The sequence below is a fragment of the Collinsella aerofaciens genome (assembly GCF_902501475.1).
GTDB classification, from domain to species: Bacteria; Actinomycetota; Coriobacteriia; order Coriobacteriales; family Coriobacteriaceae; genus Collinsella; species Collinsella aerofaciens_AL.
In genome coordinates this window covers 23671-36600 of sequence record NZ_CABWIF010000060.1, presented here as the reverse complement: position 1 = coordinate 36600, position 12930 = coordinate 23671, and the positions used below count along the sequence as shown (strand labels likewise).

At 59.1% G+C, this 12930-nt stretch carries 13 protein-coding genes; 4 read left to right on the top strand and 9 right to left on the bottom strand.

The window, feature by feature from the left end:
• Window positions 1-130 precede the first annotated feature (130 nt).
• The 3 genes from GDJ93_RS10030 to GDJ93_RS09720 are packed head-to-tail and all read right to left on the bottom strand — an operon-like array spanning window position 131 to window position 1776.
• Window positions 131-511 carry a plasmid mobilization protein gene (locus tag GDJ93_RS10030; protein ID WP_193221523.1) on the bottom strand — a complete coding sequence of 127 codons (381 nt, stop codon included), beginning with the start codon at window positions 509-511 and terminating at the stop codon, window positions 131-133.
• Between the two features lies 1 nt (window position 512).
• Complete coding sequence (locus tag GDJ93_RS09725; protein ID WP_152068632.1) at window positions 513-1586, bottom strand: site-specific integrase; 1074 nt, start codon at window positions 1584-1586, stop codon at window positions 513-515.
• Window positions 1573-1776: a hypothetical protein gene (locus GDJ93_RS09720; RefSeq protein WP_226812586.1), complete on the bottom strand. Its 204-nt coding sequence runs from the start codon at window positions 1774-1776 to the stop codon at window positions 1573-1575. The genes GDJ93_RS09725 and GDJ93_RS09720 overlap by 14 nt, the downstream gene beginning before the upstream one ends.
• 151 nt (window positions 1777-1927) lie before the next feature.
• On the opposite strand from GDJ93_RS09720, the gene GDJ93_RS09715 reads away from it, so the two are divergent.
• The gene (locus GDJ93_RS09715) at window positions 1928-2341 is read left to right on the top strand and encodes a helix-turn-helix domain-containing protein (RefSeq protein WP_152068630.1); all 414 of its coding nucleotides are present in this window, start codon (window positions 1928-1930) and stop codon (window positions 2339-2341) included.
• 557 nt (window positions 2342-2898) lie between these two features.
• Here GDJ93_RS09715 and guaA read toward each other — a convergent pair.
• Window positions 2899-4497 (bottom strand): glutamine-hydrolyzing GMP synthase, encoded by a 1599-nt coding sequence (guaA, locus tag GDJ93_RS09710; protein ID WP_152068629.1) that lies wholly within the window; start codon window positions 4495-4497, stop codon window positions 2899-2901.
• Between the two features lie 268 nt (window positions 4498-4765).
• Here guaA and GDJ93_RS09705 point away from each other — a divergent pair, with 268 nt between their 5' ends.
• The gene (locus tag GDJ93_RS09705) at window positions 4766-5779 is read left to right on the top strand and encodes an asparaginase (protein WP_152068628.1); all 1014 of its coding nucleotides are present in this window, start codon (window positions 4766-4768) and stop codon (window positions 5777-5779) included.
• A 321-nt stretch (window positions 5780-6100) separates the two neighbouring features.
• Here GDJ93_RS09705 and GDJ93_RS10365 read toward each other — a convergent pair whose 3' ends face one another.
• On the bottom strand, window positions 6101-6319 hold the full coding sequence (locus GDJ93_RS10365; protein WP_035136926.1) for a helix-turn-helix domain-containing protein: 219 nt from the start codon (window positions 6317-6319) through the stop codon (window positions 6101-6103).
• Window positions 6320-6395: 76 nt separating this feature from the next.
• On the opposite strand from GDJ93_RS10365, the gene GDJ93_RS09695 reads away from it, so the two are divergent.
• A complete protein-coding gene (locus tag GDJ93_RS09695) occupies window positions 6396-6785 on the top strand; it encodes a hypothetical protein (RefSeq protein WP_152068627.1) in 390 nt (129 codons plus the stop codon).
• A gap of 9 nt (window positions 6786-6794) precedes the next feature.
• Here the strand turns inward: GDJ93_RS09695 and GDJ93_RS09690 are convergent, their stop codons facing one another.
• The 4 genes from GDJ93_RS09690 to GDJ93_RS09675 form a co-directional block, all read right to left on the bottom strand.
• Window positions 6795-7178: a DUF1648 domain-containing protein gene (locus GDJ93_RS09690; protein WP_152068626.1), complete on the bottom strand. Its 384-nt coding sequence runs from the start codon at window positions 7176-7178 to the stop codon at window positions 6795-6797.
• An 11-nt stretch (window positions 7179-7189) separates the two neighbouring features.
• Window positions 7190-8266: a redox-regulated ATPase YchF gene (gene ychF / locus GDJ93_RS09685; protein WP_035136922.1), complete on the bottom strand. Its 1077-nt coding sequence runs from the start codon at window positions 8264-8266 to the stop codon at window positions 7190-7192.
• A 127-nt stretch (window positions 8267-8393) separates the two neighbouring features.
• On the bottom strand, window positions 8394-9737 hold the full coding sequence (locus GDJ93_RS09680) for a 6-phospho-alpha-glucosidase (RefSeq protein ID WP_117848085.1): 1344 nt from the start codon (window positions 9735-9737) through the stop codon (window positions 8394-8396).
• Window positions 9738-9892: 155 nt separating this feature from the next.
• The gene (locus tag GDJ93_RS09675) at window positions 9893-11503 is read right to left on the bottom strand and encodes an alpha-glucoside-specific PTS transporter subunit IIBC (RefSeq protein WP_152068625.1); all 1611 of its coding nucleotides are present in this window, start codon (window positions 11501-11503) and stop codon (window positions 9893-9895) included.
• A 357-nt stretch (window positions 11504-11860) separates the two neighbouring features.
• Here GDJ93_RS09675 and GDJ93_RS09670 point away from each other — a divergent pair, with 357 nt between their 5' ends.
• Window positions 11861-12886: a zinc-dependent alcohol dehydrogenase family protein gene (locus GDJ93_RS09670; protein WP_152068624.1), complete on the top strand. Its 1026-nt coding sequence runs from the start codon at window positions 11861-11863 to the stop codon at window positions 12884-12886.
• Window positions 12887-12930 lie beyond the last annotated feature (44 nt).

Below are 12930 nucleotides of genomic sequence, written 5' to 3'. Positions count from 1 at the left end.
GTATATACCTTTTTCATCAAATTGCCTCTGATTGCCTTGGTCGCCCACGCATTACGCCTGCGGCCCCTCGCCGCGCCGGCACGCGCGCGTGCGCTCGGAAGCGGTTGCGCCTCCCAATCGCGGCCCGGGATTAGCATCGAGACATCCCGAAGAGATCGTCGCTGGGCCCCTTCTCGCGCTTTGCGCGCCTTCCGGGCGGCGGTGCCTCGCCGAACCCGTTGAAGATCTCCATGACCAGGGCGAGCTGCCTTTGGAGGTCCGCATCGAGCTCATCGGCGTCGCACACGGCGAGGAGCCGCTCCGCCAGGCTCTTCATGGAGTCGCGCAGCGCCCGTTGCGTCCGCGACGACGGCCTCACCGTTATCTCGGTCCCGGTCAGCCTCGCCATGATGTAGTCCTGCCTGCTCATGCCGCTCCAGGCGGCCATGTTGGCGATCAGCTCGTACTCCTCCGGGGTGCAGCGGAACGCCATCGTCTTGCTGCGCTTGCGGGCGCTGTTCTCGCACGGCATCCTATTCGCTCCTCAGCTCGGAGAGCGCGTCGGCGATCTGCGCGCGCTTGGCGGGGAAAAGGTGCGCGTAGCGGTATGTGATGTCGATGGCCTCGTGTCCCACGCGCTCGGCGATGTCGAGGGCGGAGAAGCCCATGTTGATGAGCAGGCTCACGTGGCTGTGGCGAAGGTCGTGGATGCGTATCCGTTTGACGCCCGACGCCTTGCAGCCGCGGTCCATCTCGTGCACGAGGAAGTGCTTCGTGAAGCCGAAGAGCCGCTCGTCGGGCGCCACGTCATCGCGCATCTCGATGAACTCCGCCATCTCGTCGCGGAGGAACGCGGGCATCTTGATCGTACGCACCGATTTGCGCGTCTTCGGCTTCGTGACCACGTCCTCGCCGCGCAGGCGCTGGTAGGACTTGTTTATGCGCAGCTCCGACGTCTCCATCAGGAAGTCCGAGGGCGTGAGCGCCATGAGCTCGCCGCAGCGTATGCCCATCCAGTAGAGCACCTCGAAAGCGTAGAAGGCGAGTGGTTTGTCGGAGATGGCCTCCGAGAAGCGGAGGTACTCGTCCTTGGTCCAGAACTGCATCTCGCCAGCCTCCTTGCTGCCCATCTTGTCCACCTTGTGAACGGGGTTCTTCTCCAGGTTGTAGTAGCGCTCGGCGTGGTTGAAGATGGCGTTTAGCTGGTTGTTGATGATCCTCAGGTAAGTGGGCTTGAAGCCGTCGCCGTCCGCCCTTGTTGATCCAGTGAGGGAGTTCTGCCACCTGACGATGTCGACGGGCCGTATGTCGCACATGCGCATGTCGCCGAAGAACGGCAGGAGCTTGCTCTGGATGATGTTCTCCTTGGTGAGCCAGGTGTGCTCGCGGACCCTCGGCCTCACCTCCGCCTCGTAGACCTTGCAGAAGTCGGCGAAGGTCATGTCCATGGCGTCGTCCTTGAGGGCCTTGAAGTTCTTCTCCCACAGAAGCGCCTCGAGTTCGGTCTGGAAACCTTTCTTCGTCTTGTGCCGCTTGGCCCCGCGCGCGTCGCGGTAGTAGAACTGCACGTAGAAGAGCCCCGTCTTCTTGTCCTTATAGGCTGGCATCGTCCACCTCCGGGAAGTAGCGGGCATCGAACAGGTCGCTGCGGACGCGTCCGCGGATCACCACGCGCCCGAGGGCCTCCTGCTCCTTGTTCATTTGGCGGATGACCTCGTAGGCGCTGCCTTTCTTGATCTTCAGGCGCTCCGCCACCTCGTCGGCGGTGAGCATGCTCGGCCTCGGTGTCTTTGCCACCGGCTGTTCCATCTTGGACCTCCTATCTATCCGTACGTATGCGTACGCTCGTATTCCCGAGAATAATCGTACGTATCTGTACTGTCAATAGAATTGCGTACAAACTCGTACGCTGATAGAATGGTCGCCGACGAAATCTATAGGAGGGCACATGGCGACAGGCGACAACATTCGGCGGCATCGCAAGGCGAAGGGCTTTACGCAGGCCCAGCTCGCCGATGCCGTAGGGCTCACCGAGGGTGCGATCAGGCACTACGAGAGCGGCATCCGCGCGGTTAAGCCCGAGCTGCTCGAGAAGATCGCGAAGGCGCTCGAGGTCTCCGAGGGCGCGCTCAAGGACTACGGCGTCGAGACGTCTCGAGACCTCATGGCCCTGCTGCTGCAGCTTGAGGAGGGCTACGGTCTCGTCCCCAGCGAGGACGGCATGGGCCTGACGGTCGACCCCAGGGCGCCGCATGCCCCCAAGCTCGCGCAGTCGATCAAAACCTGGGCCGAAAAGCGTGCCGAGCTCGAACGCGGCGAACTCGACGAGGACGCTTACGCCGGCTGGAAGGCCTCTTTCTGACATCTTCCCAGGTGAATTGACGTTTTCTTGCGAACAGCCTCCGGTTCTCCGGAGGCTGTTCCATTATTCCCGTATGAAATCGGCACCCCTGAAGCCCCGTTCGAGGAATAATTGCGCGCTAAAATACAGCAAGATACACGGCGTTATTCGGCGGCATTCGGGGTTGTCGAAACTGCGGAAACCGATTTCCGCGTTTCTTTATTCCCGTTTGTTGACCTGGGCAAATACAATTGAAAAGGGTTTGAATCCGCCTCGCAGTTTCAACTCAGTTTCGACCGTTCGAAACCGGCCTTCGGGGGACCCGAATTGTGAATTATTCCCGCAGGGCCTAATTATTCCCGTACCGCCGAGTACTCCGCTGTACCGCCCAGTAGGGATAGACGGGAATAATTGGATCGTTTTCCCAGGTAGAGATGCAAAAAGAAAGCCCTCGAACCAGAGGGTTCGAGGGCTGTTATTCCCACTATTTCGCTGGTGGCTTCGTCCTGCGGCGATGCCGAAACAGTATCAGGCGGTACTCGGCAGCACCAAAACGCGAGTTCAGAAGCCAGTTCCCGTTATTCCCACTCGATCGTCGCGGGCGGCTTGGACGTGATGTCGTAGCACACGCGGTTGGCGCCGGGAACCTCGGCAACGATGCGGCCGGAGATGCGGGCCAGCACGTCGTAGGGCAGTTTGGCCCAGTCGGCGGTCATGGCATCGCTGGACTCGACGGCACGCAGGATGATCGGGCGCTGATAGGTGCGCTCGTCGCCCATAACGCCGACGGACTTAATGTCGGGCAGGACCGCAAAATACTGCCAGCAGCTGTGCTCGGAGTTGCGCTCACCGGTCTGCTCAAACAGGCGCTGGTTGTAGGCGTCGAGCTCCTCGCGCACGATGGCGTCGGCGTTCTTGAGGATCTCGAGCTTTTCCTTGTCGACCGCGCCGATGATGCGGATGGCCAGACCCGGGCCCGGGAAAGGCTGACGGAACACGATGTGACCCGGCAGGCCAAGCGCCAGACCAAGTGCGCGGACCTCGTCCTTAAAGAAGTGGTCGAGCGGCTCGATAAGGTCGAAGTGCACGCCCTCGGGGAACGGGATCAGGTTGTGGTGGCTCTTGATGGTGGCCGTCTTGCCGCCCGTCTTGCGAGCGCCGGACTCGATGATGTCGGGGTAGATGGTACCCTGAGCCAGGTACTTGACCGGCTTGCCATCGGTCTCAAGCTGCTGCGCCACGGCGAAGAACTCTTTCCAGAACTGCGTACCGATGATGCGGCGCTTCTCCTCGGGCTCGGTCACGCCGGCCAGAAGCTCGGCATAGCGGTCCTCGGCGTGGACGTGGATAAAGTCGACATCGAACTGCTTGGTGAAGACCTCCTCCACCTGCTCGGGCTCGCCCTTGCGCAGCAGACCGTGGTTGATGAACACGCAGGTCATCTGCTTGCCCACGGCGCGAGCGCCCAGCGCAGCCACGACGGAGGAGTCGACGCCACCGGACAGGGCCAGAATCACGCGGTCGTCGCCGACCTTCTCGCGGAACTCGGCCGTCATGGTCTCGACCAGGTTGTCCATACTCCAGTTGGGCTCCAGGCCGCAGATCTCAAACAGGAAGTTGCTCAGCAGCTGCTGACCGTACTCGGAGTGCTTGACCTCGGGGTGGAACTGCGTGGTGAAGATCTTGCGCTCGGGGCACTCCATGGCGGCAACCGGGCACACGTCGGTGCTGGCGGTAACGGTAAAGCCCTCGGGCACCTCGGACACGGCGTCGCGGTGGCTCATCCACACGGTCTGCTCCATAGGCGTGGAGTTAAAGAGCTTGGCGCCAGCCGTGCGCGTGATAGTGGCGCGGCCGTACTCGCCCACCTCGGAGTGGCCGACCTTGCCGCCGAGCGTCACGGCCGTGATCTGATGGCCGTAGCAAAAGCCCAGGACGGGAAGGCCCAGGTCAAAGATGGCGGGATCGATGGACGGAGCGTCCTCGGCATACACGGAAGCCGGGCCGCCGGAAAGGATGAGCGCAGAGGCGTTCATCTCGCGAATCTCGTCGGCCGAGATGTCGCAGGGGACGATCTCGGAATACACGTTGAGGTCGCGGACGCGACGGGCAATGAGCTGACCGTACTGCGCACCAAAGTCGAGTACGAGGACCTTTGCGGAAGCCTTTTGATCCATGGTTTCCCCCTCTTGTTGGCGGGGAGCCGGTGCCCACCCGCGTGAATGAACGAAAATAACCTCCATAGTGTACACGTTATATGGGGTTTCTCGCCCCTCGCAGCCATCAGCGCACGGCAAACGCACGACCTGGGCCCCTATTTGACGGCAATTGAAGTGTTACCAAACGTTACAGATGATGTAATACGTTTGAACATTGGACGCCCTGTGCCACAATACTGCCGAACGACTCCGCCCTTGCGGCGGCAAATACGATAGGAATACCAGCATGAAGCGCATCCTTCTCATCGCCACGGGCGGCACCATCGCATCGACCGAGGACGGCAACGGCCTCTCCCCCGCCCTGACCGGTGAGGAGCTCGCCCAGAGCGTCCCCGAGATCTCGGGCCTCTGCGAGCTCGACGTGGTGCAGCCCATGAACATCGACAGCACCAATATGCGCCCGAGCGACTGGATGCGTATCCGCGACGTCATCGTCAAGGGCTATGCCGACCACGACGGCTTCGTGATTCTGCACGGCACCGACACCATGAGCTACACCGCGGCAGCACTTTCCTACCTGATTCAGGACAGCCCCAAGCCCATCGTGCTCACCGGCTCGCAAAAGCCCATGGGCAACCCTTTTACTGATGCCAAACTCAACCTGTACCAGAGCCTGCTCTATGCGCTCGACGAGCACTCGCACGACGTATCGATCGTGTTTGGCGGCGTCGCCATTGCCGGCACGCGAGCCCGCAAGCAGCGCACCATGAGCTTTAACGCGTTCATTAGCGTCAACTATCCGCCCATTGCCTACATCCGCAACGACCGCATCGTGCGCAACGGGCTCCACGGCACTCATCAGGGCGAAAACCCGGTGCGTTTCTACGACAGCATCGACCCGCGCGTATTTGTACTCAAGCTTACGCCCGGCGTAAACCCGGGCATCCTCGACGCCCTTGCCGATAGCTACGATGCTGTAATCCTTGAGACCTTTGGCATTGGCGGTATTCCCGAGTTTGGCGAGTCCGGCGATTCGTTCCAAGAGGCAATTTTCCGCTGGGTCGATTCGGGTCGAACCGTCGTTATGACCACGCAGGTCCCCGAAGAGGGCCTAGATCTGGGCGTTTATGAGGTCGGCCGTGCTTACGCCGATCATCCGGGCATTCTGCGCGGCGACGACATGACCACCGAGACGCTCGTGGCCAAGACCATGTGGGCACTCGGCCAGTCACGTGATGCCACCGAAATCCAGCGCCTGTTCTACAGCCAAGTCAACCACGACCGCATCCCGATGGCGTAATCCCTAAGGCAGCTCCACTTATCGCAGCCTTAAACGACAGGTGGTCCCCCTCGGGCCGTGCAAAAATCGGAGTATTCTGCAATTTCTCCTCCGGACGCATAGAATCGGCCGATTATTAGACGAACTTTTAGGACGAAGGGTCCGTTTAGTAAATATTTATTCCTCATTTTTATTTAGCGTGTGGATTATCTACTGTCAAAAAGGCAAAGCCAGCCGCTCGAGCTACCATCTACGGCCGAACTGGTGCTGAATACTCGCGATTTTGCACATCGCAACCAGGGGGACCCGCCCAAAGAGCGTCAAATACAGCGGGGGAACGCCCTATTCGATACCCTCGAGAAGTTCTGACACCGTCATGCCGAGTGCGGGTGCGATCTTAAATAGAACCTTGAGCGTGAAATTTGCCGTCCCATCTTCGATTCGGTCGAGGTAGGGTCGGCTGATTCCTGTCGCCACACAAAAATCAACCTTGGAGATACCAAGGTCCCTGCGTGTCTCTTCGACCCGCCTGCCAAGAATCTGTTTCGCACGTTCGTCCATGCAGCCGAGTTTGAAATGGAGCCGAACATAAACGTAAACTATAGTTTACGTTTTGCCGAATACACAGGAGTTTTCTATGTCGGGTTCTTCGGTCCGCATGTACCGAGCCACGCTTCGCACAAACAGCGCACCGCCCAAGCTCGTCGTCGTTGAAGCAGAATGCCTTTCGCCCGATGAGCGCACAGCATTTGCATTGCTATCAAGTCGCGTCGCCGCTGTTCTGGTCCCTTGCTCGGCGCAAGGTGAACTTGCCATCCAATGCCAAGCGCACAGCTGCTCGCTCAATCAGGCTGCCGTAATCGCAACCAGCCAACGCGGTCTGCCCCTTCTCCTGGAAGCCGGCATCGCACTCGCCCTTCGCGGTGCCGGATACGAGAACGAGGCCGCCGCCGACATGGTCTTTAAACCACGATCGAGCGGCGGCCTCGCAGCAGCCATTGAATATATGTGCAGGCTCGTTGCCTAAAAGGACAAGCTAGAAACCAAGGCCAAAGCCCGTTCCGGTAATCGCCGAGTACATAAAGTAAACGTTGACCACGTTGAGGAACACACCCGTGATGCAACCGTTGCGCAGGTAGCGCTCGCACACGATGCGAGCCATGGCGGCGGAGTCATCATTGTTTTTAGCCTGGCGTCCCGCCGTAAAGTACGTCGCCACGCTCAGCAGCAGGTTGAGCACCGGCAGTGCCAGCAACTCGTAGCTCTTGCCCCAGCGCGTCGCCTCGCCGGCGGCATTAAACTTCGTTGCCACCTCGGGACCAATGCTGGGGATCACAAACGCCGCTACCACCAGCGGAAGCACTGCAAGCACCAGCAGCGCGATGCCCATGTAGCCGGCTTTTTTTCCATATTTAAACATGCGCGTCGTCCTTACACGTTAAAGCGGAAGTGCACGACGTCGCCATCGGCCATGACATAGTCCTTGCCCTCAATACGCAGCTTGCCGGCGGCCTTTGCGCCCTGCTCGCCGCCGAGCTCGATGTAGTCGTCGTAGCCAATGACCTCGGCCTTAATAAAGCCGCGCTCAAAGTCGGTGTGGATGACACCGGCGGCCTGCGGGGCGGTCGCGCCCTGACGCACCGTCCAGGCCTTGACCTCCATCTCGCCGGCCGTAAAGAACGACTGCAGGCCAAGCAGCTTGTAGGCGGCCTGCGCGAGCACGTCCAGACCGGGCTGCTCCAGGCCCAGGCTCTCCAGGTAGTCGGCAGCGTCCTCGGGATCGAGCTCGGAAAGCTCGGCCTCGATCTTGGCGCAGATGGGCAGCGGCTTAACACCATCGATGGGCGCCAGATCGTCGTTGAGCATATCCTCGTCCACGTTGGCCACATACAGGATGGGCTTCATGGTGAGCAGGAACAGGCCCTTGGCGGCGGCACGCTCCTCATCGGTCATCTCCATGGATGCGGCGCGCTTGCCCTCGTTGAGCCAGGCAAGCAGGCGCTTAGCGACCTCGAACTTGGGCATGAGCTCCTTGTCGCGCTTGGCCTCCTTCTCGAGCTTGGGCAGCTGCTTCTCAAGCGTGCCCATGTCGGCCAGGATGAGCTCGGTCATGATGGTGTCGGCATCGCCGGCGGGATCGACGAACTCGCCCGTGCGGCCCACCTCACGCATGACGTTGGGATCCTTAAAGTAGCGCACGACCTCGCAGATGGCATCGGTCTCGCGGATGTTTGCCAAGAACTGGTTGCCCAGGCCCTCGCCTTCGTTGGCGCCCTTCACCAGGCCCGCGATGTCGACGAACTCGACCGTCGCCGGCACAATGCGGCCCGGGTTGACGATGTCGGCGAGCTTTTGCAGGCGGCTATCGGGCACGTCGACGATACCCACGTTGGGGTCGATCGTGGCGAACGGGTAGTTGGCGGCAAGGCCGGTCTTTTTGGTAAGCGCGGTGAACAGCGTCGACTTGCCCACGTTGGGCAGGCCCACGATACCGATGGAAAGGGACACGACAGCTCCTTTTGGTACAGGTACTTCAAACTGCATAAGTATAGCGCCGCCGCAGCATCCGGGCGAATCCGGACGCCGCGGCGGCGCAAATGAAGCAGAGATGTGTGAGGGTTCGAGACAGTAGTCCTTACTTAAGCTCAGGCCAGAAATCCTTGTTGGCCTCGATGAGCTCGTCCAGGATCTGCTTAGCAACGCTTGCCGAAGGAATGGTCTTGGAGAGCGTGAGCGCCTGCCAGAGCTTCTGGTAGCTGCCCTCGACCCAAGCCTGGACAACGAGCTTCTCGACGGAAACCTGCTGCTCCATCAGGCCCTTCTGGAACTGCGGAATCGGGCCCTGGCAGATCTTCTCAAAGCCGTTGGAACCGACGATGCAAGGCACCTCGACCATGGCCGTCGGGTCGAAGTTGGGCACAGCGCCATCGTTGGGGACGATCAGCAGGAAGCGCTCGAGCGTGTTCTCGGCCAGTGCGCAGGCAAGGTCGACGATGTAGTTGGCATGTACATCCGGCTCAAAGCCGCCGTCCTTGGCAGTACCCTTGGCGATGATGTCGCGGCAAGCGCCAAAGACCTTCTTCTCGCGGCCGTCCATAACCTCATTGGCGCGAGTGTAGTTGGGGTCAGACGTCTCGACGACATAGTCCGGGTACAGGTAATACTTGAGGTAGGTATTGGGAATCGTCTCGGGATCGACAGCATAGACATCCTTGGCCTTGCCGAAGGTGTGAATCCAGCTCTCCTCGACATGCTGCTCCTTACCGGCCTCGTGCTCGATGCCGTCCAGGTAGCCGTTCTTAGCCATGTGCTCCTTAATCTGCGGCATGAGGTCGTTGCCGTCCTTGTCGTAGATCTTGCTCCACCAACCAAAGTGGTTGAGGCCGTAGTAGCTATACTGCAGCTCGCGACGATCCTTGATGCCGCACATACGGCTCATCTTATCCATGAGGTCAATCGGCATGTCGCAGATGTTGATGATGCGGCTGTTGGGGCGCAGCACGCGGCAGGCCTCGGCGACGATGGCCGCGGGGTTGGAGTAGTTGAGCATCCAGGCGTTGGGGCTGTACTTCTCCATGTAGTCGAGGATCTCGATGACACCACCGATGGAGCGCATGCCGTAGGCGATACCGCCGGCACCGCAGGTCTCTTGACCAACGCAGCCGTACTTGAGAGGAATCTTCTCGTCGAGCTCACGCATGGCGTACAGGCCGACGCGGATGTGAGCAAGGACGAAATCGGTCCCGGTGAATGCGGTCTCGGGGTCGGTGGTGTAGCTAAACTCAACCTCGGGGGCGTTCTCGTGGAAGTAGATCTCGCAGGCCTTGGCCACGGTCTCCTGGCGCTCGGCGTTGTTATCGTAGAAGGTCACCTTGTTGACCGGAAAGCGGTCGCGCTCCTCAAGCAGCATCAGAGCGATGCCCGGGGTGAAGGTAGAGCCACCGCCGGCAATGGTCACGGCATAGTTTTTCTTGGACATGATGTCCTCCTCATTCTGGCCGCTTGCTCAATCCATCCCCGTACGCGGCCTGCACGGTTTGGAATTGTTACCTAGAAGTGGAGTTTTTTATCTCTAGAATCGGCCTTGCGGTGCATACCGGCTCTGCAAGGCCGATTGTTTCGATGGACGATGGTTTACAGAAGAGTCTCGAACTTCAGAAGACTCTCGAACTTCTCGCGAACCTGCGGGACGCTAAGGCCGACGATGACCTGGATTGACTGACCTTGGACCACCAAGCCATGCGTACCGATCGCCTTGAAGGAAGCCTCGGGTGCAACGACGCTCTTGTCCTTGACGTTAACGCGCAGACGGGTAGCGCAGTTCGTTACATCGATGATGTTATCCGTGCCACCGAGCAGATCGAGGATGTTCTCGGCAAGCACCAAGCGCTCATCATCTTTACTCTGGGCGGCCGATTTGCCAGCAGCAGCACCGCCCTGCTTTTGCTTGTAGTCGGCCTTGGACTTGAGCTCGACCTCAACATCGTCATCCTCGCGACCGGGGGTCTTAAAGTCGAACTTGACGATCAGGAAACGGAAGACCACAACCCAAAGAGCGGTAAAGCACAGACCGACAAGGATGGAGATGGCGTACTGCAGACCGTGTGCGGCCCAAAGGGGCAGCCAGTCCCACGAGAGCATCGAGATGATGCCGCCGTCGAAGATACCCACGACGCCAAGGAGGTTTTGAGCCATGCAGCCAAGCGCTCCGAGCACGCAGTGGACGACGAACAGGCCGGGCGCGATGAACAGGAAGGTGAAGTCAAGCGGCTCGGTAATACCGCAAAGCATAGCGGTAAGGGTGACGGGAATGAGCAGAGCCTTGACGCGCTGCTTGCGCTCGGGTTTGGCGGTCATATAAAACGCAATGGCAACGCCAAGCGAGCCGAAGACCTTAGTCCAACCAGGGCAGGTATAGGCAGCCCAGGGTGCGGCATCCTTAAGAGCAATGCTCGGATCGGCAGCCAGTTGGGGCAGGATGTTGGCCCAAGCAGCAAAGATGCCGCCGTTGACCGCCGCGTTGTCGTAATAGAACGGCGTATAGATAAAGTGGTGCAGGCCTGTAGGGATCAGCACGCGCTCGAAGAAAGCAAAGACGCCAACGCCGAACGTACCGGCGGAAAGGATGAATCCCTGGAAGGCGGAGATAGCAGCCTGAACATGCGGCCACACCAGGCAGGCGATAAGAGCGACCGGAACCATAACGAAGAAACCGATCATATAGATGAACACAGAGCCCGAGAACACGCCCAGCCACTCAGGAAGTTCGGTGTCGAAGAACTTGTTATGCAGCATCGTGGCGATACCAGAGATAATAAGCGCGCCCATGATGCCCATGTCAAGCGTTTTGATGCTTGCGATAGTGGCAAGACCAGTACCGCTGCCCGCCTCGACAGAATAGTCGACACCAAAGACAGGGCCCCACTGCCCCAAGATTGTGCTTACAAAGTAGTTGAAGGTAAGGTAGATGGCCAAAGCCTCCATGCAGCAGCGAGCGTTCTGCTTGTTCGCGAGCGAGATTGGCAACGCTACGCAAAACAGCAACGGCATCTGGTTAAAGAGCGTCCAACCACCCTGGAGCAGCACATTCCAGCAATCAAACCAAAGATGGCCCGCAGTGGCCATCTCGCCAAAGATCGCCTCGGTGGTAAACAACGTACCCAGGCCGACGACGATTCCGGAAAATGCGAAAAGAATTGCAGGCGTGTACATTGCACCGCCGAAACGTTGTATCTTTTGCATCATGACGGGGAATCCCCCTCTCTTCATTCGGAGCGACTGCGGTTTTGGCTTCACTCGAGACCGCAGACGCGCCGTTTGCGTGTACCTCGTGCAATAGGACGGGTGGGCCCGCTTCCCTGACTTCTTGCGCTTCTATTTTTTTCATATCGCTTATCTAGACAAGTTAGCATAAATACTACGGTCGGTAAACGGTTGATTATTGGCCGTAAACGGTATATGTCCAGTATTTCGCCTGTTAAATCTGACATAGCTGATGGCTGCATAAAAAATTTCTTTTCTACTTGTCTAGATGTGCTTGTCTATATCTATAGACATACCTATACTTCATTACAACATTCACCGCTACGTTAAGGAGTCACCATGAAAAGCGCGGTCTTCTATGGAAAGCACGATCTCAGGGTCGAGGATTCGACAAAACCGACCGTGGGCAAGCGTGACGTTCTGATCAACGTCAAAGCTTGCGGCGTCTGCGGCACCGACGTGCATATCTATGAAGGCGACAAGGGTGCAGCCGACGTTACCCCGCCCACGATCCTTGGTCATGAGTTTGCGGGCGTTGTCGAGGCCGTGGGCAGCGATGTCACCGGCTTTAAACCGGGCGATCGCGTGTGCATCGACCCAAACCATCCCTGCGGCTGCTGCGAACCCTGCCGCGACGGAATCAACCACTACTGCGAGCATATGACCGGTTACGGCACCACCGTTAACGGCGGCTTTGCCGAGTACTGCTCCGTCGATATGCAGCAAGTCTACAAGTTGGGCGATCACACCAGCTTTGAGCAGGGCGCCATGACCGAGCCCGTCGCCTGCTGCCTGCACGGCATCGATATGTGCAACATCAAGCCCGGCAGCACAGTTGTCGTTATCGGCGGTGGCATGATCGGTCTGCTCATGATGCAGCTCGCCAAAAACGCCGGCGCCACCAAGGTCGTCTTGCTCGAGCCTGTCGAAGGCAAGCGCGAGGTTGCGCTCAAACTCGGCGCCGACCTGGCAATTGATTCCATCCACGAGGATGTCCCGGCCCGCCTGAAGCAGGAGGGCGTCGGCAACGTCGATGTCGTTATCGAGTGTGTTGGCAAGCCCGTCACCATCGAGCAGGCCATCCAGATTGCCGGCCACAAGGCTACGGTCATGATGTTCGGCCTCACCAAGCCCGATGAGACAATCACCGTCAAGCCCTTCGAGGTCTTCCAGAAGGAGCTTGTGCTTACCTCGTCCTACATCAACCCTTATACGCAGCGTCGCGCGCTCGAGCTCATCGACTCTGGCAGGCTCGACGTATCCTCGATGGTCGCCAAGGTGGCTTCCCTCGACGAACTCGGCGCCATCCTGTCAGACCCAGCTCTGCGTGCCATGGGTAAATATATAATCGACCCCAGCAAGTAAATCGATCGACACCTGCGCGAGCGGTCCTCATCCACCGCTCGCGC